The organism is Paraconexibacter sp., from assembly GCF_059438195.1.
The window spans coordinates 1-26,102 of record NZ_JBLKKY010000019.1 but is presented as its reverse complement, the minus strand read 5'-3'; the positions used below and the strand labels follow the sequence as shown (position 1 = coordinate 26,102).

Below are 26,102 nucleotides of genomic sequence, written 5' to 3'. Positions count from 1 at the left end.
TCGCCGAGGTGAGCACCGAGCCCCCCGTCGCGCCGCCACCCGAGGCGGATGCGCCCTCTCAGAGGTTCCGGCTCAAGGGGCGCACGGTGCGCGAGCACGCCGCTCGCGGCACGATCGTCAACGCGGTCTTCCTCGTCTCGGTCGCCGCGCTCGGACTGCTGCGCGGCTTCCTCCTCGCCCGCTTCCTCACCGCCGAGGACTACGGCATCTGGGGCGTGCTCCTCGTCTCGCTCGGGACCCTCCTGTGGCTGAAGCAGGCGGGGATCGGCGACAAGTACATCCAGCAGGACGACGAGGACCAGGAGGTCGCCTTCCAGAAGGCCTTCACGCTCGAGCTCGCGTTCGCGGGGATCTTCACGCTCCTGCTCGCGGCGGTCGTCCCGGTCCTCGCGCTCGCTCTCGACCGCTCCGAGCTCATCGCCCCGGGCCTCGCGATGTGCGCGCTCGTCCCCGCGCTCGCCCTCCAGGCGCCGCTGTGGATCCACTACCGGCGGATGGACTTCGTCAAGCAGCGTCTCCTGCAGTCCGTCGACCCCGTCATCGGCCTCGTCGTCTCGCTCGCCCTCGCGATCGCCGGCGCGGGGTACTGGGCGTTCGTCGTCGGCGTCCTCGCGGGCACCTGGGCCGCGGCCCTCGTCGCCGTGGGGTTCTCGCCGTACCGCCTCGCGATCCGGTACGACCGCGGGACGCTGCGCTCCTACGCGTCGTTCTCCTGGCCGCTCCTCGTGGCGAGCGTCGGCGGGATCGTCATCGCGCAGGGCTCGATCCTCGTGACGACCGTCCACCTCGGGATCGCGGCGGCCGGCGCCGTGACGCTCGCGGCCTCGATCTCGCAGTTCTCCGACCGGGTCGACCAGATCGTGTCCGGGACGCTCTACCCGGCGATCTGCGCGGTCGCCGACCGGACAGAGCTGCTCCTCGAGACGTTCACGAAGGCGAACCGGCTCGCGCTCATGTGGGCGATGCCGTTCGGGATCGGGCTGGCGCTCTTCGCCGACGCGCTCGTCCAGCACGCCCTTGGCGACAAGTGGGAGCCGGCGATCATCCTCATCCAGTTCTTCGGGATCACGGTCGCCTTCGGTCAGCTCGCGTTCAACTGGGACTCGTACTTCCGGGCGCGGGGGACGACCCGCCCGATCGCGATCGCCAACGGCGTCGCCGTCCTCGCCTTCGTGACGATCACCGTGCCGCTCATCCTCGCCGACGGGCTGCGGGGCTTCGCGATCGGCACGCTCGTGCAGACCCTCGTCCTCGTCGCCTGCCGGTTCCTCTATCTGCGCCGCCTGTTCGGCCCGGCGTTGCGGATCCCGCGCTTCGTCGTCCGCGCGACGGCGCCGGTGGTGCCGGGGACGGCGCTCGTGCTCGCCCTCCGCGCGGCGGAGGTGACCGGCGACGGCGGGGCGGCGGCGCTCGCCGAGGTCGCGCTCTTCGCCGCCGTCACGGCCGTCGCGACGCTCGTCCTCGAGCGGGCGCTCGTCCGCGAGGCGCTCGGCTACCTGAGGTCGAAGCAGCTCGCCGCGGCCTGAGCCTGGGCCGCCTCGGCGCGCCGCGCGGCTACGATCGGGGCATGGTCTTCGCCGTCGCCGCAGACGAGCGGACGGGCGTCGCCGACGCCGTTCCGCGCCTCCTCCGTGAGAAGGGCCACGAGGTGATCCCCTTCGGAGCGCTCGCCGAGGGCGAGCGTCCCGACTGGGCGTGGGCCTCGGAGGCCGCCGCACGGGCAGTCGCCGAGGGGCGTGCCGACCAGGCGGTCGTGTGCTGCTGGACGGGCACGGGCGCCTCGATCGCCGCGAACAAGGTCGACGGGGTGCGCGCGGCGCTCTGCGCGGACGCGGCGACCGCCGACGGCGCGCGGCGCTGGAACGACGCGAACGCGCTCGCGCTCAGCCTCCGGCTCACGAGCGAGGCGGCGCTCGAGGAGATCCTCGACGCGTGGCTCGCCGGCGAGCCGAGCAGCGACGAGGACGACGCGGCGAACGTCGCCCACATCGCGTCCATCGAGCGCGATTGACCCATCGTCCCTGACGAAGCTCACGCTCGGCGTGAGCTTCGTCAGCGAAGGATGGTCAGGCGGGGTGGAACGTGACGACGCGGTGGTCGTCCTCGACCTCGCGGATGGTGCCCTCGGCGAGCAGCACGTCCGCGTGGCCCAGGATCTCGCTCAGCGTGAGGTAGGCCTGCGTCACCGCGACGTTGCCCCAGAGCGCGTGCGCGAGCTGGTAGGCCGTGCGCGGCTCCTGCGCGATGAGCCGGCCGATCTTGCGCGCGCGCCGCTCCTGCAGGCGCAGGCGCTCGTCGATGAGCGAGACGTGGTCGGTGACGAGGTCGCCGTGGCCCGGAAGGACGACGTCGAGGTCCATCGCGCGCGTCGCGCGCAGCGAGTCGGCGTAGGCGAGCAGGGCCCGCGGCCGCTCGACGGCGTCGGCGGGCCCGTCGAGCGGCCGGGAGATGAGCGCGTTCGAGCTGATGCGGCCGAGGAGGTGGTCGCCGCCGACGAGGAGGCGCCGCTCGGCGTCGTGGAAGACCGTGTCCGACGGGCTGTGCCCCGGACGGTGGAGGACCGTGAGCGAGCGCCCGGCGAACGCGAGCGTCGAGCCGGCGGCGAGCGGGGTCGTCACCTCGCACGCGGCGCCCCACGCGCGGAACGAGTGGGTGACGGAGCGCAGCGCCCAGCGGACGTCCTCGGCGATCCCGTGGCGGCGCATGAGCTCCTCGGCGAACGCGTCGTCGGCGTCGATCGCGTTCTCGTAGCGCGCGAGCCACGGGGCGAGGGCGTCGAGCGCGCACACCTCCGCGCCCGACCGCCGGGCGAGGATCGACACGAGCCCCATGTGGTCGATGTGCTGGTGCGTGACGACGATGCGCTCGAGGTCCTCGACGCGCCGGCCGAGGGCGCCGAGGGTGCGCTCGAGCTCGTCGAGGGCGAGGCCGGAGTTCGGGCCCGTGTCGAAGAGCGTGAGGGGCTCGTCCTCGACGAGGTAGAGGTTCACGCGGCCGACCGCGAACGGCGTCGGGATCGAGAGGCGGTGGATCCCGAGATCGGCGAGCTCCTCGAGGGTCACTCGCCGATCTCCGCCCACTCGCCGCGCTCGCGGTCGAAGAACCGGATGGCGCGCGCGGGGTTGCCGACCACGACGCAGTGCTCCGGGACGTCGTCGGTGACGACCGCGTTCGCGCCGACGACGGCCCCGGCGCCGATCCTGACGCCCGGGAGGACGCACGCGCCGACCCCGAGGAACGCCCCGTCGCCGATCGTCACGGGACGGCCGGGCTGCATCGGCTGACGGATGACCGGGCGGGTGACGTCGGCATAGCCGTGGGAGCTGTCGCCGACGAAGACGCGCTCCGAGACGAGGACCTCCTCGCCGAAGGTGACCTCCTCGACGCAGGCGACGACGAGGTCGCGGCCGATGCGCGTGCCGTTCCCGAAGCGCAGCGCGGCCGACCGGGCCTCCGGGTCGGGGACGACGGAGAGGAACGCCCGCGAGTCGATGAAGACGTCGTCGCCGAGGTGGATGTGCTCGGGCCCGACGACGACGAGCGGAGGGACGATCCAGCTGCCCTCGCCGAACGAGCCGAACCGCTCGGGCCTGACGTGCCGGAGGTGCTTCCGGCGCAGGAGCTCGTGACGCAGCCGCGCGAGCACGCCGTCCTCAGGAGCGGATGACCTCGAGGACCTCGTCACGGCGGCGCTCCATGTCCTGCCGGGAGACGAGCGACTCGAGGCACAGTCGCAGGAGGGGCTCGGTGTTCGACGGGCGGACGTTGAAGTGCCAGTCGGCGTAGTCGACCGAGACCCCGTCGACGTGCGTGATCTGCGCGCCCGCCTCGCGGTGGACGCGCTCGAGCTCGGCCATGCGGCCCTCCGCGTCGGTGACCGTCGAGTTGATCTCGCCGCTGATGAAGTAGCGCTCGCGGTAGGGGGCGAGGAGCTCGCTCATCTTCTTCCCCTCGACCGAGAGCTTCTCGAGGATGAGGAGCGCGGGGATCGTGCCGGAGTCCGCGCAGTAGAAGTCGCGGAAGTAGTAGTGGCCGGAGACCTCGCCGCCGAAGAGCGAGCCCTCGCGCTTCATGCGCGTCTTGAAGAACGCGTGCCCGACGCGGTTGACGTGCGCGGTCCCGCCGGCGCGGGACACGGTGTCGGCGACCGCGCGGGACGCGCGGGCGTCGTAGAGGATCGCCTCGGGCGGGTGGGACTCCTCCTTCGCGAGGAGATGCTCGGCGAGGATCGCGGTGAGGAAGTCCCCGTCGACGAACTCGCCGGTGTCGTCGATGAAGAAGCAGCGGTCGGCGTCGCCGTCCCAGGCGATGCCCAGGTCGGCGCCGGTCTCCTTCACCTTGTCGATGATGAACCGCCGGTTCTCCTCGAGCAGCGGGTTCGGCTCGTGGTCGGGGAACTCCCCGTCCGGCGTCCAGTACGTCGCCACGAGATCGACGGGGAGGCGCTCGAGGATCGGGCCCACCATCGGGCCCGCCATCCCGTTGCCGCCGTCGACGACGACCTTCAGCGGCTTCACCTTCGCGGGGTCGATGAACGAGAGCGCCTTCTCGTGGAACTCGGCGGAGACGTCGACCTCCTCCACGCTGCCGGGCTCGCCGGACGGCGCGTCGCCGAGGCCGGACTCGACCATGTGGCGGATCTCCTGGATCCCCTCGTCGCCCGAGAGGGCGATCGCGCCGCGGCGGACGAGCTTCGCGCCGGTGTAGGCCTTCGGGTTGTGCGACGCGGTGCACATGAGGCCGCCGTCGAGGTCCCGCGAGCCGACGAGGTGGTAGAGCATCTCCGTCCCGACCTCCCCGGCGTCGAGGACGCTCGCGCCCTCGGCCGTCATCCCGGCCCGGTAGCGGCCGGCGAGCTCGGGCGCCGTCAGTCGCATGTCCCGGCCGAGGCCGAGACGGATGTCGCGGATGTCCTTGCCCTCCATGCCGGCGATGACGCGCGCGAAGGCGCGGCCGATCGCCTCGGCGACGTCGCCGGTGATCTCGTCCCCGTAGAGGCCGCGGACGTCATAGGCCTTGAAGATCGCAGCCGGTGCGGTCATGCCCTTGATCCTATGCTCCGCTCCGGAATGCGCGTCCTCACGGTCGGGAACATGTACCCGCCCCACCACCTCGGGGGCTACGAGCTCGTGTGGCGCGACACGGTGGCGCATCTGCGCGCACGCGGGCACGAGGTCGCGGTCCTCACGACGTCGACGCTCCTGCACGACGACGCCCGGCCCGACGAGCCCGGCGTCGATCGCGCGCTGCGCTGGTACTGGCGCGACCACGACTTCCCGCCGACGACCTGGCGCGAGGCGCGGTCGATCGAGCGTCACAACCGCTCCCTCGTGCGGGACCGCGTCGCCGAGGGCGTCGACGCGGTCGTCTGGTGGTCGATGGGCGGCCTCAGCCTCGGCGTGCTCGCGGAGCCCCGGCGCGCCGGGGTCCCCTCCGGGGCCGTCGTCCACGACGCCTGGCCCGTGTACGGACCGACCGTCGACGGCTGGATCGCGCGCCGCCGCGGCCGCCGGGCACCGCTCGAGGCGGTCGACGCGTGGTCGTTCAACAGCCGCTGGGTGATGGAGGGGGTCCTCGCGCGGCGGCCCGAGATCGAACGCGCCCGTTGCCGCGTCGATCACCCCGGCGTCGACCTCGAGCGGCTCGCGCCCTCGCCTGCGCCGCCCTGGACGGGGCGGCTCGCCTACGTCGGGCGGATCGACGACCGCAAGGGGATCGAGGTCGCGATCCGCGCGCTCGTCACCCTCCCGGAGGCGTCACTCGTCGTGACCGGGGCGGGGGACGCGGCGACGCTCGCGCGCCTCGCCGAGGAGGGCGACCGGCTCGCCGTCGCGGGGCGCGTCCGCTTCGACGGCGCCACGGACGACGTCGCCGCCGCCTACGACGCCGCGGACGCCGTCGTCTTCCCCGTGACGTGGGACGAGCCGTTCGGGCTCGTCCCGCTCGAGGCGATGGCCGTCGGCCGGCCGGTCGTCGCGACGGGCACGGGCGGCTCCGCCGAGTACCTCCGGGACGAGGAGAACGCGCTCCTCGTCCCGGCCGGGGACGCGGACGCCCTCGCGGCCGCCGTGCGGCGGCTCGCCTCCGACGAGGATCTCAGGGAGCGACTCGTCGCGGGCGGTCGCGCGACCGCCGCCGCCCATCCGCGGGCCGCCGCCGACGCGGCGCTCGCTGCGTTCGTCGAGGGCCTCGGCGCCGCGGGCCGCTAGCCTCGGCCGCCGCGACGCGCCCGGGCGCGGGCTCGCACCCGGCTCCCGCCTCGCGAGGAACGTCTACTCTCGCCTTCTGCTGCCCGCTCGGGAGGCGCGGAGCGCCGCACCCGCTGCTATCTTCGCCCGCCCCCTCCGAGGCCGGCCGACAGAACACAACCATGCACGACGCCTCACCCACGATCTCGCTGCCGGCCATCGTCGCCCTCCTGCGGCGGAACGCGTGGCTCATCCTCATCACGTTCGGGCTCGCCGTCGCCGCGTCGATCGCTCTCTCGGTCTCGACCGAGGCCGAGTACACCGCGGAGGCCACCGTCGGCTTCAACGACAACAGCGCCGAGCTGCAGGCGCTCGGCGTCCCGGCGGCCCCGAGCTTCCAGCCCGACAAGGAGGCGGCGGCGCAGGCGGAGCGGATCACGCGGCCGGACGTCGTCGCGGAGGTGCGCGAGTCGCTCGGGCTGCGGCAGTCGATCGCCGACATCCAGGACGCCATCTCGACGCGCGTCGAGGTCTCGAGCAACCTCGTGACGATCACCGCCGAGGCCTCATCCGGCTTCAAGGCGGCGCAGATCGCCAACGCCTTCGCCCGGACCATCCGGGAGGACGCGACCGAGCGCACCGTCGAGCGCTACGAGGCGGCGGCGAAGGAGTCCCGCCGCCGCGCGCGGCGGCTCCGCGGCGCCGACAACGCCGGGCGCCGCGCCGTCTACGAGGACCAGTCCGCCCGGCTCCTCGCGCTCGCCGACTTCGCCGAGCCGGTCGAGATCGTGCGCAGCGCGCAGGTGCCCGAGTCGCCGACCTCGCCGAAGCCCGTCCGCAACGCGGTCCTCGCCGGGATCCTCGGCCTCATGCTCGGGACCGGCCTCACGTTCGTCCGCCAGGCCTTCGACCGCCAGCTCCGCGAGCAGGAGGACGTCCAGCGCCACCTCGAGGCGCCGATCATCGGCGCCGTCCGGAGCTCGGCCCTCGGGAAGTCCCCGCTCGCGCCGGAGGGGAAGGACCGCACGACCGACGAGGACGTCGAGGCGTTCCGGATCCTGAGACCGAACGTGAACCGCCTCCGCGGGACGGGGGGCGAGGAGGGCGCCCACGTCGTCCTCGTCTCGAGCCCGCTCCCGGAGGAGGGCAAGTCGACGGTGTCGGCCGGGCTCGCGTGGGCAGAGGCGATCACCGGCCGCCGGACGCTCTTCGTCGACTGCGACCTGCGCCGCCCGACGGTCGCCGACCGGCTCGGGATCGCGCCGACGCCCGGACTCTCGGACTTCCTCGCCGGCGACGCCGGACCCGCCGACGTGCTGCGTCCCGTCGAGGCCGGCGGGGCCGCCGCGCGCACCGGCCCCCAGCTCGTCGTCATCCCGGCGGGGCGGGCGCGTCAGGACCACGCCGAGCTCCTCGAGTCCGAGCGCTTCCGCGACTTCCTCGCCGAGGTGCGGCAGGTCTACGACCTCGTCATCCTCGACAGCGCACCGCTGCTCCCGGTGAGCGACACGCTCCAGATGCTCCCGCTCGTCGACACGGTGCTCGTCTGCCTCCGTCTCGGCCAGACGACACGCGACGACGCCGATGCGACGCGGGCGGCGCTCTCGCCGTTCCCGGACCTGCCGATCGGCGTCGTCCTCACCGCGGCCGACCAGAAGAGCGGCACGTACTACGCGGGCGGCTACGCGTACGAGCCGCGCCCCGCTGCCGCGGCGAGGTGAGGCCGGATGGCGGGGCCGCGGATCCTCACGCTCCCGGGGAGCCGTAGGCCGCGCCGCACGGACACCCGCGTCTTCGCCGTCCTCGGCGTCGGGGCGGCCCTCTTCGCCGCCCTCCTCGTCGCCGTCGCGCCGACCGCGCCGGTGTACCCGATCGCCGTCATCGGCGCGATCGCCGCGATCGCGTGCGCGATCCTCTGGCCGCTGCACGTCATCGTCGTCGGCGTCCTCGCGATCCCGCTCGAGGGCCTGTTCCCGGCCATCGTCGGCCCGTCGCAGGCCCTGCTCGGCCTCGCCGCGCTCGGGTGGCTCGTGCGGTGGGGGACGACGTCACCCGTCACGCTTCCGCGCCATCCGGCGCTCGCGGCCGCAGGCGCGCTCTGGCTCGCGAACGCGGTCGGCCTCCTCTTCGCGCCCGAGCCCGACTTCGTCGCGCGCCAGGTCGTCACCTGGGGGACGTTCATCCTCGTCGCCGTCGCGATCGCGCACTCCGCCACGCTCCCGCAGCTGCGGCGGCTCCTGCTCGCGATCGCCGTCTGCGGCGGTATCGCCGGGGCGCTCGCGATCGTCGACCCGCAGCCGCTCACCGGAGTCGTCTACCAGGGGGGCGACGTCAACCGGGCGACGGGCGGCCTCGGCTCGCCGAACATCCTCGGGATCCTCCTCGCGCTCACGATCCCGATCCAGCTCGTCTTCGCGCTCCGGGGGACGACCGCCGAGCGCATCCTCGGCGCCTCGTGCGTCTCCCTCGCCCTCGTGGGCATGGCCCTCGCGGTCTCGCGCGGCGCGTTCATCGGCCTCGCCGCGGCTCTCATCACCCTCGCGTTCTGGGCGCCGTTCCGGCGTGCGGCGATCGTCGGGCTGCCGCTCCTCGCCGTGCTCGCCCTCGTCGGGAGCAACCCGACATCGGAGATCTTCGACAGCCGGGCGATCGTCGACCGGCTCACCGAGGTGCGTGAGACGGGTCCGAACAACCCGCGCCTCACCCTCTGGGAGAAGGTGCCGGAGATGGTCGCCGACCGCCCCGTCTTCGGGATGGGGGCCTACGAGTACGGCTACTACACGTCGCAGTACGGCATCCTCTCCAGCCAGGGCGTCGCGACCCATCCGCACAGCCTCACGTTCGCGGTCGCCGTCGAGACCGGCCTCGTCGGCCTCGCCGCGCTCCTCGCGATGTTCGCCGCGCTCTGGACGTCGCTGCGCCGGGCCTTCCGCGCGCCGGCGCTCGCGGGCGGCATGGCCTACGCGCTCGCGGCGTCGCTCGTCGGCTTCTTCGTGAGCGGGATCCTCGACTACGCCCTCGGCGCCGCCCCGATGTCCGCCGCCTTCTTCGTCGTCGTCGGCGCCGCGTGTGCGCTCACCCTCCGCACCGGGGAGGCCCGGGCGGCCGACGCGTCCGCGGAGACGACGGCGCCCGACGCCGTGGATCTCGCGCCGACCGAAGAGGCCCTCGTCAAGGCTTGACGAAGGCGACGTCCGTCTGGCCGGTCTCGGGCACGGCGCGCAGCGCCGCCGGCTCCACCGGCGGCTGGTCGATGTAGAAGTCGAGGTCGTAGCGGTTCTCGATCGCGAGCATCCGCTCGAATCCCGCCGCCCGCATGAGCTCGACGATCTCCTCGGCGGTCGAGCCGCGCTCGCGCAGCTCCTGCGGCGTGATCTCGACGAGCGCCGCGGACCCCGAGGGCATCGCGGCGAGGACGGGCTCGAGCCCGCGCAGCGCGCGGAGGTCGTCGCCCTCGGTGTCGACCTTCACGAGCCGCACCCGCGACCACAGGTCCTGGTCGATGCGGTCGGCGCCGCGGACGACGTCGACGTGGCCCTCGGAGACCCGACCGCGGCCCGGTGCGGTCGCCGACAGCCCGAGGTTCCCGGGGTCGCCGCGGAAGATCTCCGCCGTACCGGTCGTGTCGGAGGCGATGACGGGCTCGACGCGGACCCAGCCGACGTCGTTGCGGGCGAGGTTGTCGCGGAGCGCGCGGACGATCGAGGGCACGGGCTCGAACGAGATGACGGCGCCTCGCGGGCCGACGCGCTGCGCGGCGAGGATCGACAGGTAGCCGACGTTGGCGCCGACGTCGACGACGACGTCCCCCTCGCGCAGGTGGTCCGTCACCCAGCGGCTGATGCCGGGCTCCCACACGCCGAAGAGGTAGACGTTGCGCTGCAGGAGGTCGGCGGTCGTGCCGCCGAGGTGGAAGCCGAACGGCGTCGCCGCGTCGTCGAACGCGAGGGGGTGCGTCCGGAGGACCTCGCTGTGGAGCGTGAGGAGCCGTGAGCGCAGCGGACCCCGCGGGAGCCGGCGCGTGAACCTCGGGGGAGTGCGGCGGAGGAGGGCGATGACCGCGCGCTTCGCAGGGGCGGCGCTCACCCCGCGTTCTCCGCGGCTGGCGTCGGGTCGCAGAGGGGCGCGGGCCGGAGCATCGCGCGGCACTCTAGAGTCGTGCGCCGTCGGATGCAGGAAGGGCTGCGGCAGCTCCGCCCGGACCGCGTCTAGGATGCCGCTCTCGCATGGCGCCCGACCTGATGACGATCCCCGCCCACCACGGCCCCGCGGGCCGAAGCCCGGAGGAGCTCCACGAGATGGCTTCGGAGCTCGGCATCCGCGTCTGGACGCCGGACGAGGCGGCGGGCTCACGTGCTCGGCGGATCGTGCGGGCCGCGACGGAGTCCCCGCGGGGACGGCTCCCTGCGCGCTACGCGACCGACACGTGGCAGGTCCCGTTCGCCCCGCGGCTCGCGGAGAGCCTCGTCGAGGGCGTGAGGGTGCTCGACGTCGGCGCGGGCGCCCGTCCGATGGTCCCGCCGGACGAGAGGCCGGACGGATGCGTCTACGTGGGGTTCGACGTCGACGCCGATGAGCTCGAGAAGGCCCCCGCCGGGAGCTACGACGACGTCGTGGTCGGCGACGTCTGCACGCTCGAGCAGTCGCTCGTCGGGGACTTCGATCTCGTCCTCAGCTGGCTCACGATGGAGCACGTGAAGCCCGTGCCGCAGGCGCTGCACAACCTCAGCCGCTATCAGCGCCCCGGAGGGCGCTTCCTGGGCTATCTCGCGGGCAGCTTCTCGGTCCACGCGGTCCTCAACCGGATGCTTCCGCACGGCGTCTCCAAGCGCGTCATGCAGCGCCTCCTCGGCCGCGAGCCGGACACCGTCTTCCCCGCGCGCTACGACCAGTGCTGGCAGACCGCGCTCGAGCGGGTCGCGGCTTCGGCCTGGTCGGAGTACGCGGTCGTGCCGCTCTTCACCGGAGGGTGGTACTTCCGCTTCTCGCCGCTCGTCCGGGCGCCTTTCCTCGCCTACGAGGAGTGGGCGGAGACCGGCGGGCACGCGAACCTCGCCGCCTACTACCTCCTCGACGGCATCCGCTGAACGGCCCGGCGCGTCGCGCCGGGGCCGCTACGGCCGTCGCGCGGCGAGCAGCCCGTATCCGAGCGTCCCGTCGGCCCAGAAGCCGTCGAGGACCCCGCAGGAGTCGACGAACTTCTGCCAGTCCGCCTCGCCGATGAGCTCGACGACGGCGTCGCGATGCCGCCGGGCGTTCTCGCGCCACGCCGCGAAGGTGGGGCGGGTCGACTCCGTGAGGTCGAGCTCGGTCTCCACCACGAGTCCGCTCTCGCGGGCGAGCGTCGCGTAGGTCGAGAGCTCCTCCATGCGGGCGTCGCCGAAGACGTCGCGCAGGAGCGCGAGCGGCTCCCGCAGCTCGCGGACCTCGGCGAGGGAGAGCGGCCTCCGCAGGACGATGTCGCAGAGGACGAGCCGGCCGCCGGGGCGCAGGACCCGGGCGCACTCCGCGACGAGCCGGTCGCGGCGCCGCATGAGGTGGGAGGACTCGAGTGCCCACGCGCGGTCGAACGACGCGTCGGGGAGGCCGTTGTCCATGCCGTCGCGCAGGAGGAAGCGGACCCGGTCGCCGAGACCGTCGTCGGCGGCTCGGCGCGTCGCCGCGTCGACGCCCGCCTGGCTCGTCGTGATGCCGGTGACGCTCGCGCCGTGCTCGCGCGCGAGGCGGCACGCGGGGGCGCCGGTCCCGCAGCCGACGTCGAGGACGTCGACCCCCGGCCGGATCTGCCCGTGCTCGATCATGAGCGCGGTGAGGCGCGCCGTCGCGGCGGGCAGGGAGGCGTCGGGGGCGTCGAAGACCCCGTAGTGGAGCTCCTCCCCGAGGAGGAGGCCCCACGCGGCGGTGACCCGGTCGTAGTGGGCGGACGGGGCGGAGCTCATGCGCCGGCCTCCCTGGCGGGCTCGGGCGCGGGCTTCGCGACCGGGCGATTGACGATGCGCGCGCGTGCCGGGGCGGCGACGCCGCGCTCGGACAGGTCCTCCTCGAGCACGCAGTTCGCGCCGACGACCGCGGAGTCGCCGACGCGGATCGGGCCGACGAGCATCGCGCCCGCGAGGAGCGTGACGTTCGAGCCGACCTGCGGCTGGCCGCTGGCCCGCATGTCGGAGCCGAGCGTGACGTGCTGGCAGATCGTCGCGTCGCTCCCGATCGTCACCTGGCCGCCGATGCCGATCCCGAACGGGTGGGGGAGGTGGAGGCGCGGACCGATGCGCGCTCCGTAGACGACCTCGCTCGAGTGGAGGGTGATGAGGACGGAGCGCCAGAACCAGTGCAGCCACCGCGGTGAGGCGCACGTGAGTCGCACGAGCACCTGCGCCCGGAGCGTCGTGTTGATGAGCATCCGCAGCGGCGCCTTGAGGAGGCTCGTGCGCCGGCTCTCCGGCATGAACGCGCAGTAGCGCTCGTAGTCGGAGCGGATGAGGTCGAGGAGCCCGAGCCCCTGGTCCGGGCGGCGCGGCGTCATGCGGGCTTCCGGGCGGCGAGCCAGATCGAGTGCTGGGGGGCGAACAGCGCGACGGCGAGCGTGAGACGCGCGACCTGACCGGCGAGTCCGGTGACGGACCGCTCGAACGGCGCGGTCGGCTCGTGGAAGCGGCGGAACTCGCCGAGCCCGGCGGCGGCGCAGTCGCGCTTGAGGCGGCGCACGCCGATCCCGCGCTCGATCCAGCCCGACTCGCGGCTCACCTTCCGGGCCGACGGAGAGATCGCGTGGAGGAGGGACGGCTCGCCGAAGAGGACCCAGCCGCCGGGGCGGAGGTGCCGCGCGATGTGCCGCACGACGTCCTCCTGGCGCCCGGAGTGGTGCAGCGCGTCGTAGACGAGCGCGGCGTCGAACTCACGACCCAGGTCGAACGCGTCCATGTCCTCGACCGCCCAGTCCCCCTCGAGGCCCCACCGCTCGAGGCGGGCGCGGCCGGAGGCGATGCGCGCCTCCGCGATGTCGAGGCCCGTCGGAGCCCAGCCGCTCTCGGCGAGGAAGGCGGTCGTCCAGCCGGTCCCGCAGCCGACGTCGAGCACGCTCGCTCCAGGCCCGACGCCGAGGCGCGTCAGCGCGTCGCTGATCGTCGCCCACTTCGTGAAGTGCGAGCTGCCCCAGACGGGGGGAAACGGCTTGTGGTCGAGCCAGGCGCCCCCGGCGTTGTAGGACTCCTCGGCGGTCGAGATCTCCGCGAGCTTGTTCGGGTCCAGCGTCTGCCTGTCCACGGTCACGGCGGGAAGCGTAGCCGCGCCCACGGCGGGCGGGCGCACCGCGCCTCTCACGGGTGCTGCGAGCCGTCGAGGAGCTGCTCGTAGAGAGCGGCGTGGGAGTCGACCATCGCCTCGATCGTCCTTCCCACGACGGCGTCCCGCGCCTTCTCGCCCATGCTCGCCCGCTCGCCGCCCGTGAGCGCCTCCACGCGGCGCAGAGCCGCGGCGATATTCGCCCCGTCGCGCGAGACGAGGAAGCCGCTCTCGCCGTCCTCCACGACGTCGGTGACGCCGTTGACGCGCGTCGCGACGACGGGGCACCCGCACGCGGCGGCCTCGTGGGCGACGAGCGAGAACGTCTCGTACGCGGACGGCAGGACGAGCGCGTCGGCCGACCGGTAGACGGCGGGGAGGTCCGCCCGCATCCCGGCGAAGACGATCCGGTGCTCGACGCCGAGCGCGGCGGCCTCGGCGCGGATCGGGGCCTCGTCGCCCACGCCGACGACCGCGAGCCCCCAGGTCGGCGCGGCGGGAAGCGCCCGGACGCCCTCGAGGAGGCCCTTCGGCCCCCAGCCCCCGCCGACGAAGACGGCGAGGCGCGCGGCTCCCGGCGGCGCGAGCTCGCGGCGCACCGCGTCGTCGGGCGGCCCGGGACGGAACCGCTCGACGTCGATGCCGTTCGGGATGACGACCGCGGGCTCCGCGCGCGGATAGAACGCCGCGATCTCGGAGGCGAGACCGCCGGAGACCGCGACGAGACGGCGGTGGTGGCCCGGCCGCATCTGCCAGCGCTCGGCGGCGAGGAACTCGCGGGCGGCGATCGCCTGGTTGAGCCGGTAGGGGAGGGAGGCGTGGTCGAGGCGCGGCCCCGCACCGGCACGCGCCGCCGCCGCGTGGAGGAAGTGGATCGCGACGACGTCGGCGCGGATCGGGGCGAGACACCCGGCGACGTGCACGACGTCCCCGTCGCGGCGGCGGACGGCACGCGCCGCTTGCGCCGCGAAGGCGGGGAAGGCGACCGTGAAGGGCCGCGCCGGCCGTCCGACGCGGATGTGCTCGACCTCGTCGCGCGATCTCACGTCGCAGCTCCGCGCGACGACGCGGACCCGGACGCCGCGGGCGACGAGCCCGTCGACGAGCGCGGCGAGCTGGCGCTCCATCCCGCTCACCGGACCGACGTCGTGCGAGACGACGGTGACCCTCATGCCGGCGCCTCCCGCCGGCGACGCAGGAGGTCCGCCGCCCGCCGGGCGTCGTGCGGGTAGGCGAGCCGCTCGGTGAGCGCGAGCGCGAGCGCGTAGGCGAGGAGCGCCGGGACGACGCTCGCCGCCCCGGCGCCGAGCGTGAGGGCGACGCCCGCCATCGCCGCCGAGCCCGCGAGCGGCCCGATGGACACGCGCGGCGCGGAGAACCGCCCGCTCACCGCGATCGCCGGCGGGAAGTAGAGGAGCGCCATGACGACCATCGCGAGGACCATCGCGATCGCCGCCCCGTCGGCGCCGAGCGGCGGGATGAGGATGAAGTTGAACGCGATGTTGGCCACCGTCGCCGTCGCGACCGCGACGAGGACCGGCCGCTGCCGCGTCTGCGACGTGAGCACGTAGCCGCAGAGGCCGCACATCGCGCCGATGACGACGGCCGGCGACAGGAGCTGGAGCACGACGCCCGCATCGCGCAGCCCGTCGCCGTAGATCGCCGTGAGGAGCGGCTCGGCGTAGACCGCGTACAGGACGGTGATCGGCGCGGTCGCGACGATGATCGCCTTGAGGGTGAGCGCAGTGCCGTCGGCGAGCGACGGGACGGTCGTCCGGGTGAGCCGCGCGAGCACGGGGAAGCTCGCCATCGAGATCGCCGCGGTGACGAACTGGATGCTCTCGACCATCCTGTAGGCGCCGCCGTAGAGGCCGACCGTCTCGCTGTCCGTGAAGAAGCCGAGGATGACGATGTCGATGCGCGAGAGGACGGCGCCGAAGACGCCGGCGAGTCCGAGGCCGATCGAGTCGAGGCCGACCCGCCGCAGGCCGGCCCTCGAGATCCGGACCGGGAAGGAGATCGACTCCCGCCGAAGGCGGAGCATCGAGTAGATGAACGCGACGGCGGTCGTGGCGATCCACACGGCGGCGACGGCCCCGACCGGCGCGCCGCGCAGCAGGAGCCAGGTGCCCACGACCGCGAGCAGCCCGCGGTGGAGGACGAGCGCGATCGCGACCGTCCGCAGACGCTCGAGCCCGCGGAACACGGCGTGCGGCGTGAGCATCGCGAGCTCGACGAGCATCGCCACCCCGAGCAGGGCGGTCGCTGCGACGACCCGGTCCTCGTACGGGCCCGCGACGGCGACGCCGAGGACGAGCGCGAGGAGCACGAGCCCGAAGACGAACTTGAGGAGCAGGGAGCTCCAGAACGCCTCGCCGACCCCGTCCTCGCCTCGCGCGACGAGGCGCGTCACGCGGAAGTCCATGCCGAAGGCGGCGATGAACACGAGCACCGACAGCGAGGCGGCGCTCGTGAAGTCTCCGAACGCGGCCGTCCCGGCCTCTCGCGCCATGACGGCGTAGAGGACGAGCATCCCGAACTGGCCGATGGCGTACGCCGAGGCCTGGAGGATGCTGTTGAGCGCGACCCGCCGCGTCGCGCCGCCGCGCGTGGCCGCGGCGGGCACGTCGTACTCGCTCACGCGGAGGGCGGGGGCGCGGCGGGCCGCCGCGCTGACGAGGGGACGGGCATGAACTCGGCGCGCAACAGTAGCGCCGCGACTCGTCGTCAGCCGCGGACGGCGGCGAGGAGGCGCTCCGCGACGCCGTCCCACGAGTAGCGCGAGGCGTGCACCGCCGCGCGCTCCCCGACGATGCGCGCGGTCTCGCCGTCGGCGTAGGCGAGCATCGCGTCGACGAGGGCCGTCTCGTCGCCGGGCTCGACGACCGTGCCTCCCTCGCCGATCGCCGTGCGCGCGCCTCCGACCGCGGTGCCGATGCTCGGGATGCCGGCGGCCCCCGCCTCGAGGTACACGATCCCGAACGGCTCCATGAGGGACGGCAGCACGAAGCACGTGCTCCGCTCGTAGGCCTCGACGAGCCGGGCGCGGTCCGCGGGCGCCGACATGTCGAGTCGGCCGAGGCCTTCGACGCCCGGCGCGTCGACCGGCGGGTGCCCCCCGACGAGCGTGAGCGTCGCCGAGGGGTGACGCGCGCGGACCTCGCCGAAGGCGCGCAGGACGAGCGGCCCGTTCTTGCGCTCCCACTCCCGGCCGACGAAGAGGAAGCGCGGGCTCTCCCAGTCCCGGGGGCGGGCGGTCGCCGAGGCGTTGATCCCGAAGCCGACGGCGTGGACGCGCGCGACGGGCACGCCGTGGTCCTCCACGACCGACCGCGCGGCCCAGTCGCTCGCGGTGCAGCACGCGGCGGCGCGCAGGCACACGTCCGCCTCGCGGCGTCGCCAGGCGTCCGCCCGGCGGGCGCTCATCATCGCGGGGTCCGACCAGCCCGCGCCGAGCGCGAGCGGGACGGTGAGGTCGAGGAGCGTCGCGTACCGCACGCCGTCGGGGAGGACGAAGCCCGTGTTGACCTGGACGGCGAGGTCGGGCGAGATCGAGCGGAGGAGCCGGGCCACCCGCGCGGAGCGCAGCGCGGCCATCTCGGGTCCGTGACTCGCGCCCGTCCGCCCGGTCCGGGCGGCGCGGAGCGAGGCGACGAGGGGTCGCCGGATCCAGGCACGGGGGTTCGCATCGACGTGCACGACGTCGTGCCCCATGCGGCCGAGCGCCTCTCCGAGCCCGAACGGGATGCCCGACCAGGTCGACGCCTCGGCGCCGTCGCCCTGGCCCACGATCGCGATCTTCACGGCGGCGACGGTAGCGGCTCAACCCCGGCGTCGTGGCGGGCAGCGCCGCAGCTCGGCCGTCGTGCGGTCGACGACCCGGCCGAGCTCGTCGCGGGCGACGAGCCGGATGTCTCCGCTGCGCCGCGGGATGCGCATCCGCACCGAGGTCCGGGTCCGGCGCGGGCCTCCCGCGTCGGGGTCGGCGTACACCCGCGGCCGCCCGCCGGGAAGGGTGAGCGCGACCTCGGAGTACGGCTCCGGGCCGGGACCGAGGGACCAGCGGACCGTCATCCGGCGTCGAGAGCACGCCCGCACGACGCTCGCGCCGAACGAGCGGGCGGTCACGCGGGCGTCGAGGAGCCTCGGCAGGTCGCGGCGTCCGCACCGGGCGTCGCGCCCGTCGGCATCGGTGGCCGCCCGGACCGCCTCGGCGTAGGCGCCGCCCGACGGGCGCAGGGTCGCGGTCCTGCGGTCGGCGAGCCCGAACCAGGCCGCGGCGTCGAGCGCGTTGTCCTCCGGGGTCACCCAGGCGTACGGCGTCATCGACGCGACGCCGCAGTCGCTGCGGACGAGAGCCTCGACGAGCTCGCGGAGATAGCGTCCCCGCTGGTCGTCGCTGATCGGCGTGATGTCGGTGAAGGGGACCCCGCCGGCCGTCGCCCAGCCCGTCTCGTTGAGGTCGATCGGCGTCTCGCCCTCCCCGAGCGCGTCGAGGCCGCGCCGGAGGCCGGCGATCCGGTCGAGGACCTCGCCCGGGTGCCGCCGGTAGATCGTCACGCCGACCGCGTCGATGTCGCCGCGCAGGTCGGGGCGCGCGGCGAGCATCGCCCTCAGGTAGGAGACCGCGCCCTCGTCGGCGGGGTCCGGCTGGGAGTGCGCGAGTCCGCCGACGGCGACGCGCGCGTGCGGGTCGACGGCGAGCAGCGCGCCCCGTGCCGCGGCATAGAGCTGCGCGTACTCGTCCGGCCGCATCGAGGTGGCCGACCCGGGCACGTTGGGCTCGTTCCACACCTGGTAGGCGACGACGGGCACGTAGGGGAGCTCCGGGTTCTCCGACCAGAACGTCCCGCGGCGCCCGTAGCGCTCGGCGACCGCGGCTGCGTAGTCGGAGAACGGGCCCGTCCGCGGCGCGCCCGCCCACACCCCGGGGACGGCTCCCGCCCAGGGCGTCGAGAGGCCGAGGACGACGGTCCACCGCAGCCGGCGACGGGCGAGCGCCTCGGCGATGCGATCGGAGGACTCCCACCGGTAGGAGTGCGCGCCGGTGCGCGCGTCGGGCGGGTGGGGCTCGATCTCGTTCCACACGGCGAGCTGGCGGACCGAGCCGAGGCCTGCGCTGCGCATCGCGTCCGTGTGGCGATCGGCGGGGAGCTTCGAGAGACCGTCGAGCCACAGGACGCCCGCGTTCACGCCGAACGGCTCCACCGCGGCGGCCGCGCGCTCGCGGCTCTCGGCGAGAGCCGTGGGAGCGGCGAGGACGGCGGCGGCCGACGCGAGCGCGGCGGCGGCGCGGCGTCCCCGGGGCGAGATCCGCAGCATCGCGCGCACGCTAACCGACGCGACGACGCGTCGGGCCGGGACGTCCGCTCGGGGAGGCCTGCGTCGCCGGGGGCCTCCCTAGACTGCGCGCCGTGAAGGTTCCAGGGAGGCCCGTCCGGGTCATGTTCGTGTCCTCGCATGCCCAGCTCGGCGGGGGCGAGGGCTATCTCCGGTCGATCGTCGAGGGGCTCGGGCACGGCTGGGCCGCGGGCATCGTCACCCTCCATGACGGCCCGTTCGTGGATCGTCTGCGCGAGGGCGGGCACGAGGTCACGGTCCTGCGCGCCCATGGCCGCACCGGCCTCCTCGCCGGCGTGCGCGGGCTTCGCCGCATCCTGCGCGAGCAGCACCCGGACGTCATCCACGCCAACGGGGTGAAGGCCGCGCTCACCGCCGCGCTCGCGACGAGGCGCGGCGGACCTCCGGTCGTGTGGGTGAAGTACGACTTCGGCTGGGACGGCGTCCTCGCGCACCTCGTCGCGCTGCGCGTGCGGATGATCGTCGGCATCAGCGGCGCGGTGAACGCGACGTTCCGCGGCCCGCTGCGCAAGAAGGCGCGTGTCGTGTACGCGGGCATCCCCGACTATCCCGCCGAGCCGGAGCGCGGGGCCGAGCTGCTGCGCGACTCGTTCGGCGGCACGCCGCCGGGGCCGGTGATCGCGCTCTCGGGGCGCCTGTGCCCCGGCAAGGGGCAGGCCGACCTCATCGACGCGCTGCCGACGGTGCTCGTGTCACGCCCCGACGCGTGCGTCCACTTCCTCGGGGTCGAGGACAGCTTCTACCCGGGGTACCGGGCCATGCTCGAGGAGCGGGCACGGGAGCGCGGCGTCGCCGACGCGGTCTCGTTCTCGACGCTCGAAGGACACCGGCCCCAGGACGCGGTCGCGGTCGTGAGCGCCTGCGACGTCCTCGTCCAGCCCAGCCGGCTGCAGGAGCGCGGCGGCTGGCGCGAGGGCTTCGGTCTCGCGGTCGTCGAGGCGATGCACGTCGGCACGCCGGTCGTCGCGTACGCGAACGGGGCGCTCCCCGAGGTGGTCGGCTCGAGCGGCCTCGTCGTCGAGGAGGGCGACACGATCGCGCTCGGCGAGGCGATCGCCCGGATCCTCGAGGACGAGCCTCTCCGCACGCGGCTCGTCGAAGAGGGGAGGGTGAGATCGCGAGAGCGGTTCCAGCTCACGCGCGTCGTCGAGGAGATGGCCTCCTGCTATCGCGAGGCGGCACGCGCATGACCGACGTCACCGTCGTCGTGCCCGCATGGGGCGCTCACGTCCACTACGTGCCCGAGGCGGTCGCCTCGGTGCTCGAGCAGGACGGGCCGGACACGGAGATCGTCGTCGTCGACAACCGCTCCGACGTCCCGCTCCCCCCGCTGCCCGAGGAGGTCCGCGTCGTCCGCCTGGAGGAGCGCGTCACGGTGGGCGCCGCGAGGAACGCCGGCCTCGCGGTGGCGAAGGGCAGCTCGATCGTGTTCTGGGACGCCGACGACCTCATGCTCCCGGGCGTCCTCGCGCGGCTCCACGCGGTCCTCGACTCCGATCCGGGGATCGTCGCCGTCACCATGGACAGCGTCCGGTGGACGCCGGAGAGCGGGCCGGGAGAGCGCTGGCCGTGGCCGCGCTCCGTGATGTACCCGCTCGCGCGACGGCCGCGGCTGTTCGCCGCCGTGGCCCGGGTCTACAACGCCTACACGACGACGGGACCCGCCCTCATGCGGACCGACGCCGTGCGCGACGCCGGCGGCTTCGAGGAGGACGTCGACTACTTCGAGGACTGGGCGCTCGCCGCGAGCCTCACGGTGCGGGGCCGCGTCGTGATGCTGCGCGAGATCGCGCGGCACTACCGCGTCCACGACGACTCGCTCACGCTCGGGCACCTCGGGCATCCCGACCAGGGCGCGTGGCTCGCGCAGCTGCGCCGCCGCACCCGCGAGGACCCGCGGACGCCGTGGTGGCTGCACGGGCTCGGGCCGCTCATCCGCCTGCATCACGAGTGGCGCATCCGGCGGCGGAGGCGGACGGGGGCCGGCGTCGGGTTCTACGAGGAGGCGCTCGGCGACCTCACGCCGTCGAGCGGCGGCGCGGACTCATCCGCCGCCCGCCGGGACGACTGATCCGCGGTCCGCCGCCGCGCGCTCGACGAGGTCCGTGAAGCGCCGCTGGAACGTCGGCACCGAGAAGCGCTCGGCCTGAGCGGTCGCGGCGCGGGGGTCGTAGGAGAGGAAGTCGGTCTCGCGCATCGCCTCGGCGAGCTCGTCGACCGAGGCGGTGGGGAGGAGGACGCCGGTGACGCCGTCGGCGACCGTCTCGCGCGTCCCGCCGTCGTCGGGGGCGATGACGGGGCGGCCGGCGGCCTGCGCCTCGACGGCGGCGATGCCGAACTCCTCGACGTTCGGCACGACGAGGGCGAGCGCCCGCGGATAGAGGGCGGCGAGGTCGTCGTCCGACACGCGGCCGAGGAACTCCGCGGTCTCCCCGTAGAGGCCGCGCAGCCTCGGGAGGTCCGGTCCCGTCCCGACGACCTTCACCGGCCGTCCCGCCCGGCGCGCGGCCTCGAGCGCGGCGTCGACGCGCTTGTGGCGCACGAGCTCGGTGACGACGAGGAAGAAGTCCTCGGGCGTCCCCGGCGAGAAGCGGCGGGTCTCCACCGGAGGGAAGACGACCTCCGACTCGCGTCCGTAGGTGCGCGCGATGCGCTCGCGCCCGAACTCCGAGATCGCGACGTAGTGCGTGACGCGTCGCGAGGCCTCGAGGTCCCACCGGCGGATGCGCGCCAGCACGCGGCGCAGCGCCGGGCGGGCGAGGCGGGGGACCTCGGCCTCGGCTCGCTCGCGCTCGTGCCACGCGTACCGGAACGGCGTGTAGCAGTAGCAGACGTGCGTCGCCCCGGGGTCGGGGCGGACGCCGTGGGCGAACGCGCTGCTGCTCGAGACGACGACGTCGTGGCCCTGGACCGGGAGGCGCTCGGCCGCCGGCGGGTAGAGAGGGAGGAGCCGACGGAAGCCGCTCTGGTCGACGCCGAGGCGCTGGAGCTTCGAGGTCCCGACCGGGTGGCCGGGAAGGTGCTCGCGCATCACCTCGCGGTCCCACAGCAAGGTGAGGACCGGCGCCGAGGGCCAGCACGCCGCGATGGCCGCGAACGACCGCTCGGCGCCGCGGTACACGAGGAGGTAGTCGTGGACGAGGACCGGCTGGCGCCGCGGGGTCTCCGGGCGCTCGCCGTCGCGCGGCTCGTGCGTCGGCGTCGTGGCGTGGGAGGGCATGGGAGGAGGTGGTCCTGGAGGGTGCTGAGGGCGGGCCCGAGGCGGGCGACGCGGGCATCATCCCAGCGCCGCGGCGGGCCCGCGGGGCCGACACGGGGATCGCCGCCGGCATCCGGGTCAGCGGCTACGATGGCGCGCTCACGCCAAGGGGCCTGGCCGCGGCGACCAGAGGTCGCGGGCAGGCGGAGGGAGGAAGAAGCGGGGAATGGCTCCTGTAGAGACGGAAGCGACGATCACCGAGATCATCCGCGGGCTCATCCGCAAGCGCGGGGACGAGCCGCCCGAGACGATCGAGGACACGGCGACGCTCAGCGGCGACCTCGACCTCGACTCGCTCGAGCTCGCCGAGCTCTCGGCCGCCCTCGAGGACTCCTTCGGACGCGACCCGTACACCGAGGGGCTCGTCCCGGCGACCGTCGGCGAGCTCGCCGGCTTCTACGCCTCCTGAGGGCGGACGTGCTCATCGACCTCCTGCGGGGCGTCGCCGAGCGCGCGCCCGAGCGCGACGCCCTCGTCGCCCCGACGGGGACCCGCACCTACGCGGATCTCGTCGCGGCCGCCGAGGCGTACGGTCACGGCCTCGCGGCCCGGGGAGTCCGGCGCGCCGGCTGCGCGGTCGCCGATCCCGTCGAGGTGGTCGCGCTGCTCGCGGCGGCGTCGGCGTGCGGCGTCGAGGCGTGCGTCTACCCGCGCGACCTCGACGAGGCGGGCGTCGCGCGTTTCGCGGCTCTCCTCGACCACGACGTCGTCCTCGTGGACCGGCCGATGGAGCTCGACGGCACGGCCGCGCTCGACATCGGCGGGCTCGCCGAGCGCGACGGGATGCTCGAGGCGCCCAGCGACACGCCGCTCCTCATCCTCACCACCGGCACCTCCGGGACGCCGAAGGGCGTCCGGCACGACTGGGGCCGTCTCGCCGGCGCCGTCCGCCGCTCTCTCGAGGAGGACGGCGCGCGGTGGCTGCTCGCCTACAACCTCAACCAGTTCGCCGGCTACCAGGTGCTGCTGCACGCGGTGACGCACGGGGCGACGATCGTCGTGCCGCGGACGAGCCAGGCGCGAGACGCGATCGACGCGATGCGCCGCCACGGCGTCACGCACGCGAGCGCGACGCCGACGTTCTGGCGTCTGCTCGCCGGCGAGTGCCGTGACTCCGATCCGGCCGTGGACCTCCGGCAGATCACGCTCGGCGGCGAGGCCGCCCCCGACTCCCTCATCGAGCGTCTGCGCGACCTCTTCCCGCAGGCGCGGCTCTCTCACGTCTACGCCGGGACCGAGTTCGGGTCGGCCGTCGCGGTCGGCGACGGTCGCGGGGGCCTGCCGCTCAGCGTCCTCGACCGTCCCGAGGACGCCGACGTCCGGTTCCGCGTCATCGACGGCGAGCTGCACGTGCGCTCCCGGCACTCGATGCTCGGGTACCACGGCGCGGAGGCGGGTCCGGACGACGGCTGGATCGCGACCGGGGACATGGTCGAGGAGCGCGACGGCCGGCTGCACTTCGTCGGGCGCACCGTCGAGATCATCAACGTCGGCGGGGCGAAGGTGCATCCCCTGCCGATCGAGGAGATCGTCTCGGCCGTCCCCGGCGTCGTGGTCGCCTCCGTGCACGGCGCGCCGAACGCGATCACGGGGCAGATCGTCGCGGTCGACGTCGTCGTCGCCGAGGGCGCCGACCCGGACGAGGTGGTCGCGGCGATCCACGCCGCGTGCCGCGAGCTCCCGGCCCCGGGGCGTCCCCGGCGGGTGAAGGTCGTCGACGAGATCACCACGCGGGGGAGCAAGGTCCTCCGCGCCGCCAGCGAGGTGCGTGCATGAGCCGGGTCGTCCTCATCACCGGCGGGAGCCGGGGCCTCGGCGAGGGGATCGTCTCCGGCTTCCTCGAGGCCGGCGACGCGGTCGCGACGTGCAGTCGCTCCCCGACGCCGGCGACCGACGCGTGGTCGGCCGATCCCGCCCACGCGGACCGCTTCCTCTTCGCGCCCGTCGACGTCGTCGACCGGGAGCAGGCTTCCGGGTTCGTCAAGGAGGTCCTCGGCCGCTTCGGGCGCATCGACGTGCTCGTCAACAACGCGGGCATCGCGCGCGACGGCGTGATCGGCCTCATGAGCGACGACGACATCGACACGGTCGTCGACCTCAACCTCCGGGCGACCTTCGTCCTCACGCGTCTCGTCGCGCGGCGCATGCTCCTCCAGGGCAGCGGCCGCATCGTCAACATCTCGTCGATCGTCGGCCTCAGCGGCTACCGCGGGCTGTCGGTCTACTCGGCGACGAAGGCCGGCCTCGACGGCTTCACGCGCTCGCTCGCCCGGGAGCTCGGGTCGCGCGGGATCACGGTGAACTCCGTGGCCCCCGGCTACCTGCGGACGGACATGTCCCACGGCCTCGACGAGGAGCAGCTGCGGCAGATCGAGCGGCGCACGCCGGCCGGTCGGCTCGGCGAGCCGGCGGACATCGCCTCGGTCGTGAAGTTCCTCGTCTCGGCCGAGGCGTCCTTCATCACCGGTCAGACGATCGTGGTCGACGGCGGGCTCACCGCCTGACCGGCTGCCGCCCCGTCCTCTCGCGACCGATCCCCGGCGCGAACCGCCCGACGCGGCCCGCGTAGGCCGCGTACGCGGCGCCGTGCACGCGCCGGAGATGCGGCTCCTCGACGCGGCGGGCCCCGACCTCGGCCGCGAGGGCGACGAGCGGGACCGCCGCGAGCGCGGCCGCGTTGGGGACGACGAGCGCGAGCCCGGCGACGGCGAGGACCGTCCCCGAGTGGATCGGGTGCCGGACGCGCGAGAACGGCCCGCTCGTCACCAGCGCCGTCCGCTCGTCGGGGTCCGTGCCGATCCGCCAGGACGCCGCCATGTGGGCCTGCGCGGCGCCGACGAGGACGATCGCCGCGACCGTGATCGCGATGCCCGCGGCGTGGGTCGCGGGGGCGTCGAGAGCCTCGATCGGGTCGAGGACGCCGGCGAGGTCGAGGACCGGGGCGGCGAGACCGGCGAGCATCGCGGCGGTGTGGACAGCCTCGGCGACGTGCGCGGCCGCGGGGCGCTCCCCGGCGGGGCGCACGACGCCGCTCGTCCCGTGACGGCGGCGGTGCAGCAGCGGTCGGAGCCCGAGCGCGACGAGCGCGAACGCGGTCCAGAGCGCGAGGGAGGCGACGGGCACGCGGGGAGGGATAGCAGCGTCCGGGCCCGGGCGGGTTCTACTCTCCCGCCCGATGGCTCAGCCGATCACCCGCGCGTTCCTCGAGGACCTCATGGCCGTGCTCGACCTCCCCGACCCCGTCGTCGAGTTCGGGTCGCTCCAGGTCGAGGCCGAGCAGGACATCGACCTGCGCCGCTACTTCGAGGGTCGTCCCTTCACCGGGACCGACTTCCGCGAGGGGCCGGGCGTCGATCGCGTCGAGGATCTGCGCGCGCTCACGTTCGCCGACGGCGAGGTCGGCACCGCGCTCTGCTTCGACACGCTCGAGCACTGCGCGGACCCGCCGCAGGCGTGCCGCGAGCTCGCGCGCGTCACCCGCCGCGACGGCGGGGTGTGCGTCATCTCGAGCGTCATGCTCTTCGGCATCCACGGCTACCCGAGCGACTACTTCCGCTTCACTCCCGAGGGGTTCCGCGAGCTCCTCTCCGAGTTCGACGACGTCCGGGTCTGCGGGATCGGGCATCCGGACATCCCGCGGGAGGTGCTCGGCGTCGGCGTCCACGGCCGCTCGCTCGGCGACCTCGACCTCGCCGCGCTGCCGAGCGTCGTCGCCCAGCAGCGGATCTGGGACGACCCTGCGACCGGCGTCCCGATCGGCCCGCTCCGCGTCCCCCCGCGCGAGCTGGCGAGGACGATCGCCCGCGAGCTGCCCGGGGTCGTGCGGGCGCGCTGGCGTGCCCGCCGTGCGGGGTGACGGGCGGAGAGAAGGGCGGGTGTCGAATCGAACGCGCGTTGGATTGTCGCCCTGTGTGGGGGCGAATCGAACGCGCGTTGGATTGTCGCCCTGTGTGGGGGCGAATCGAACGCGCGTTGGATTGTCGCCCTGTGTGGGGGCGAATCGAACGCGCGTT

25 protein-coding genes are annotated in these 26,102 nt (G+C 74.4%); 12 read left to right on the top strand and 13 right to left on the bottom strand.

Annotated elements, in window-relative coordinates; translation table 11 throughout:
- Nucleotides 1-8 precede the first annotated feature (8 nt).
- Complete coding sequence (locus ACME2J_RS08860; protein WP_495544536.1) at nt 9-1,526, top strand: oligosaccharide flippase family protein; 1,518 nt, start codon at nt 9-11, stop codon at nt 1,524-1,526.
- 41 nt (nt 1,527-1,567) lie between these two features.
- Nucleotides 1,568-2,011 (top strand): RpiB/LacA/LacB family sugar-phosphate isomerase, encoded by a 444-nt coding sequence (locus ACME2J_RS08855; RefSeq protein WP_495544535.1) that lies wholly within the window; start codon nt 1,568-1,570, stop codon nt 2,009-2,011.
- A gap of 55 nt (nt 2,012-2,066) precedes the next feature.
- Here ACME2J_RS08855 and ACME2J_RS08850 read toward each other — a convergent pair whose 3' ends face one another.
- From ACME2J_RS08850 to ACME2J_RS08840, 3 genes are read right to left on the bottom strand one after another with little or no spacing between them, the layout of a single operon-like run.
- On the bottom strand, nt 2,067-3,062 hold the full coding sequence (locus ACME2J_RS08850) for an MBL fold metallo-hydrolase (RefSeq protein ID WP_495544534.1): 996 nt from the start codon (nt 3,060-3,062) through the stop codon (nt 2,067-2,069).
- Nucleotides 3,059-3,646 carry an acyltransferase gene (locus ACME2J_RS08845; RefSeq protein ID WP_495544533.1) on the bottom strand — a complete coding sequence of 196 codons (588 nt, stop codon included), beginning with the start codon at nt 3,644-3,646 and terminating at the stop codon, nt 3,059-3,061. Before ACME2J_RS08845 ends, ACME2J_RS08850 begins: the two co-directional genes overlap by 4 nt.
- A gap of 7 nt (nt 3,647-3,653) precedes the next feature.
- A complete protein-coding gene (locus ACME2J_RS08840) occupies nt 3,654-5,042 on the bottom strand; it encodes a phosphomannomutase/phosphoglucomutase (protein ID WP_495544532.1) in 1,389 nt (462 codons plus the stop codon).
- Nucleotides 5,043-5,069: 27 nt separating this feature from the next.
- On the opposite strand from ACME2J_RS08840, the gene ACME2J_RS08835 reads away from it, so the two are divergent.
- From ACME2J_RS08835 to ACME2J_RS08825, 3 genes are all read left to right on the top strand, one after another.
- Nucleotides 5,070-6,209 carry a glycosyltransferase gene (locus ACME2J_RS08835; protein ID WP_495544531.1) on the top strand — a complete coding sequence of 380 codons (1,140 nt, stop codon included), beginning with the start codon at nt 5,070-5,072 and terminating at the stop codon, nt 6,207-6,209.
- A 161-nt stretch (nt 6,210-6,370) separates the two neighbouring features.
- The gene (locus tag ACME2J_RS08830; RefSeq protein WP_495544530.1) at nt 6,371-7,909 is read left to right on the top strand and encodes a tyrosine-protein kinase domain-containing protein; all 1,539 of its coding nucleotides are present in this window, start codon (nt 6,371-6,373) and stop codon (nt 7,907-7,909) included.
- Between the two features lie 6 nt (nt 7,910-7,915).
- A complete protein-coding gene (locus ACME2J_RS08825) occupies nt 7,916-9,370 on the top strand; it encodes an O-antigen ligase family protein (protein WP_495544529.1) in 1,455 nt (484 codons plus the stop codon).
- Here the strand turns inward: ACME2J_RS08825 and ACME2J_RS08820 are convergent.
- Nucleotides 9,360-10,274, bottom strand: coding sequence for an FkbM family methyltransferase (locus ACME2J_RS08820; protein ID WP_495544528.1), 915 nt, complete (start codon nt 10,272-10,274; stop codon nt 9,360-9,362). The two genes, ACME2J_RS08825 and ACME2J_RS08820, sit on opposite strands and share 11 nt — an antisense overlap.
- Nucleotides 10,275-10,414: 140 nt before the next feature.
- Here ACME2J_RS08820 and ACME2J_RS08815 point away from each other — a divergent pair, with 140 nt between their 5' ends.
- Nucleotides 10,415-11,275: a class I SAM-dependent methyltransferase gene (locus tag ACME2J_RS08815; protein ID WP_495544527.1), complete on the top strand. Its 861-nt coding sequence runs from the start codon at nt 10,415-10,417 to the stop codon at nt 11,273-11,275.
- A gap of 27 nt (nt 11,276-11,302) precedes the next feature.
- Here the strand turns inward: ACME2J_RS08815 and ACME2J_RS08810 are convergent, their stop codons facing one another.
- From ACME2J_RS08810 to ACME2J_RS08780, 7 genes are all read right to left on the bottom strand, one after another.
- Nucleotides 11,303-12,127 carry an SAM-dependent methyltransferase gene (locus ACME2J_RS08810; protein ID WP_495544526.1) on the bottom strand — a complete coding sequence of 275 codons (825 nt, stop codon included), beginning with the start codon at nt 12,125-12,127 and terminating at the stop codon, nt 11,303-11,305.
- Nucleotides 12,124-12,711 (bottom strand): serine O-acetyltransferase, encoded by a 588-nt coding sequence (locus tag ACME2J_RS08805; RefSeq protein ID WP_495544525.1) that lies wholly within the window; start codon nt 12,709-12,711, stop codon nt 12,124-12,126. Before ACME2J_RS08805 ends, ACME2J_RS08810 begins: the two co-directional genes overlap by 4 nt.
- Nucleotides 12,708-13,457 (bottom strand): class I SAM-dependent methyltransferase, encoded by a 750-nt coding sequence (locus ACME2J_RS08800; RefSeq protein ID WP_495544524.1) that lies wholly within the window; start codon nt 13,455-13,457, stop codon nt 12,708-12,710. Before ACME2J_RS08800 ends, ACME2J_RS08805 begins: the two co-directional genes overlap by 4 nt.
- Nucleotides 13,458-13,504: 47 nt before the next feature.
- On the bottom strand, nt 13,505-14,641 hold the full coding sequence (locus ACME2J_RS08795) for a glycosyltransferase family 4 protein (RefSeq protein WP_495544523.1): 1,137 nt from the start codon (nt 14,639-14,641) through the stop codon (nt 13,505-13,507).
- Nucleotides 14,638-16,095: a flippase gene (locus ACME2J_RS08790; RefSeq protein WP_495544522.1), complete on the bottom strand. Its 1,458-nt coding sequence runs from the start codon at nt 16,093-16,095 to the stop codon at nt 14,638-14,640. Before ACME2J_RS08790 ends, ACME2J_RS08795 begins: the two co-directional genes overlap by 4 nt.
- Before the next feature lie 101 nt (nt 16,096-16,196).
- Nucleotides 16,197-17,273, bottom strand: coding sequence for a glycosyltransferase family 4 protein (locus ACME2J_RS08785; protein ID WP_495544521.1), 1,077 nt, complete (start codon nt 17,271-17,273; stop codon nt 16,197-16,199).
- Nucleotides 17,274-17,291: 18 nt separating this feature from the next.
- On the bottom strand, nt 17,292-18,791 hold the full coding sequence (locus ACME2J_RS08780) for a hypothetical protein (RefSeq protein ID WP_495544520.1): 1,500 nt from the start codon (nt 18,789-18,791) through the stop codon (nt 17,292-17,294).
- Between the two features lie 92 nt (nt 18,792-18,883).
- On the opposite strand from ACME2J_RS08780, the gene ACME2J_RS08775 reads away from it, so the two are divergent.
- A complete protein-coding gene (locus ACME2J_RS08775) occupies nt 18,884-20,020 on the top strand; it encodes a glycosyltransferase family 4 protein (protein ID WP_495544519.1) in 1,137 nt (378 codons plus the stop codon).
- Nucleotides 20,017-20,901 (top strand): glycosyltransferase family 2 protein, encoded by an 885-nt coding sequence (locus ACME2J_RS08770; RefSeq protein ID WP_495544518.1) that lies wholly within the window; start codon nt 20,017-20,019, stop codon nt 20,899-20,901. The genes ACME2J_RS08775 and ACME2J_RS08770 overlap by 4 nt, the downstream gene beginning before the upstream one ends.
- On the opposite strand, the gene ACME2J_RS08765 is transcribed toward ACME2J_RS08770, so the two are convergent.
- Nucleotides 20,875-22,050, bottom strand: a complete 1,176-nt coding sequence (locus ACME2J_RS08765; RefSeq protein WP_495544517.1) for a glycosyltransferase — start codon at nt 22,048-22,050, stop codon at nt 20,875-20,877. The two genes, ACME2J_RS08770 and ACME2J_RS08765, sit on opposite strands and share 27 nt — an antisense overlap.
- A gap of 205 nt (nt 22,051-22,255) precedes the next feature.
- Here ACME2J_RS08765 and ACME2J_RS08760 point away from each other — a divergent pair, with 205 nt between their 5' ends.
- The 3 genes from ACME2J_RS08760 to ACME2J_RS08750 are packed head-to-tail and all read left to right on the top strand — an operon-like array spanning nt 22,256 to nt 24,593.
- Nucleotides 22,256-22,498, top strand: a complete 243-nt coding sequence (locus tag ACME2J_RS08760; protein ID WP_495544516.1) for an acyl carrier protein — start codon at nt 22,256-22,258, stop codon at nt 22,496-22,498.
- A gap of 8 nt (nt 22,499-22,506) precedes the next feature.
- The gene (locus ACME2J_RS08755; protein ID WP_495544515.1) at nt 22,507-23,865 is read left to right on the top strand and encodes a class I adenylate-forming enzyme family protein; all 1,359 of its coding nucleotides are present in this window, start codon (nt 22,507-22,509) and stop codon (nt 23,863-23,865) included.
- Nucleotides 23,862-24,593, top strand: coding sequence for an SDR family NAD(P)-dependent oxidoreductase (locus tag ACME2J_RS08750; RefSeq protein ID WP_495544514.1), 732 nt, complete (start codon nt 23,862-23,864; stop codon nt 24,591-24,593). The genes ACME2J_RS08755 and ACME2J_RS08750 overlap by 4 nt, the downstream gene beginning before the upstream one ends.
- On the opposite strand, the gene ACME2J_RS08745 is transcribed toward ACME2J_RS08750, so the two are convergent.
- On the bottom strand, nt 24,583-25,212 hold the full coding sequence (locus tag ACME2J_RS08745) for a methyltransferase family protein (RefSeq protein ID WP_495544513.1): 630 nt from the start codon (nt 25,210-25,212) through the stop codon (nt 24,583-24,585). The two genes, ACME2J_RS08750 and ACME2J_RS08745, sit on opposite strands and share 11 nt — an antisense overlap.
- 52 nt (nt 25,213-25,264) lie before the next feature.
- Here ACME2J_RS08745 and ACME2J_RS08740 point away from each other — a divergent pair, with 52 nt between their 5' ends.
- Nucleotides 25,265-25,945: a methyltransferase domain-containing protein gene (locus tag ACME2J_RS08740; RefSeq protein WP_495544511.1), complete on the top strand. Its 681-nt coding sequence runs from the start codon at nt 25,265-25,267 to the stop codon at nt 25,943-25,945.
- Nucleotides 25,946-26,102: the final 157 nt, after the last annotated feature.

Coding starts and splice junctions, on each gene's coding strand:
- ACME2J_RS08780 (WP_495544520.1), bottom strand. CDS start 18,791: ATGCTGCGGATCTCGCCCCGGGGACGCCGCGCCGCCGCCGCGCTCGCG.
- ACME2J_RS08760 (WP_495544516.1), top strand. CDS start 22,256: ATGGCTCCTGTAGAGACGGAAGCGACGATCACCGAGATCATCCGCGGG.
- ACME2J_RS08750 (WP_495544514.1), top strand. CDS start 23,862: ATGAGCCGGGTCGTCCTCATCACCGGCGGGAGCCGGGGCCTCGGCGAG.
- ACME2J_RS08855 (WP_495544535.1), top strand. CDS start 1,568: ATGGTCTTCGCCGTCGCCGCAGACGAGCGGACGGGCGTCGCCGACGCC.
- ACME2J_RS08815 (WP_495544527.1), top strand. CDS start 10,415: ATGGCGCCCGACCTGATGACGATCCCCGCCCACCACGGCCCCGCGGGC.
- ACME2J_RS08825 (WP_495544529.1), top strand. CDS start 7,916: ATGGCGGGGCCGCGGATCCTCACGCTCCCGGGGAGCCGTAGGCCGCGC.
- ACME2J_RS08810 (WP_495544526.1), bottom strand. CDS start 12,127: ATGAGCTCCGCCCCGTCCGCCCACTACGACCGGGTCACCGCCGCGTGG.
- ACME2J_RS08830 (WP_495544530.1), top strand. CDS start 6,371: ATGCACGACGCCTCACCCACGATCTCGCTGCCGGCCATCGTCGCCCTC.
- ACME2J_RS08765 (WP_495544517.1), bottom strand. CDS start 22,050: ATGCCCTCCCACGCCACGACGCCGACGCACGAGCCGCGCGACGGCGAG.
- ACME2J_RS08840 (WP_495544532.1), bottom strand. CDS start 5,042: ATGACCGCACCGGCTGCGATCTTCAAGGCCTATGACGTCCGCGGCCTC.
- ACME2J_RS08835 (WP_495544531.1), top strand. CDS start 5,070: ATGCGCGTCCTCACGGTCGGGAACATGTACCCGCCCCACCACCTCGGG.
- ACME2J_RS08795 (WP_495544523.1), bottom strand. CDS start 14,641: ATGAGGGTCACCGTCGTCTCGCACGACGTCGGTCCGGTGAGCGGGATG.
- ACME2J_RS08805 (WP_495544525.1), bottom strand. CDS start 12,711: ATGACGCCGCGCCGCCCGGACCAGGGGCTCGGGCTCCTCGACCTCATC.
- ACME2J_RS08740 (WP_495544511.1), top strand. CDS start 25,265: ATGGCTCAGCCGATCACCCGCGCGTTCCTCGAGGACCTCATGGCCGTG.
- ACME2J_RS08770 (WP_495544518.1), top strand. CDS start 20,017: ATGACCGACGTCACCGTCGTCGTGCCCGCATGGGGCGCTCACGTCCAC.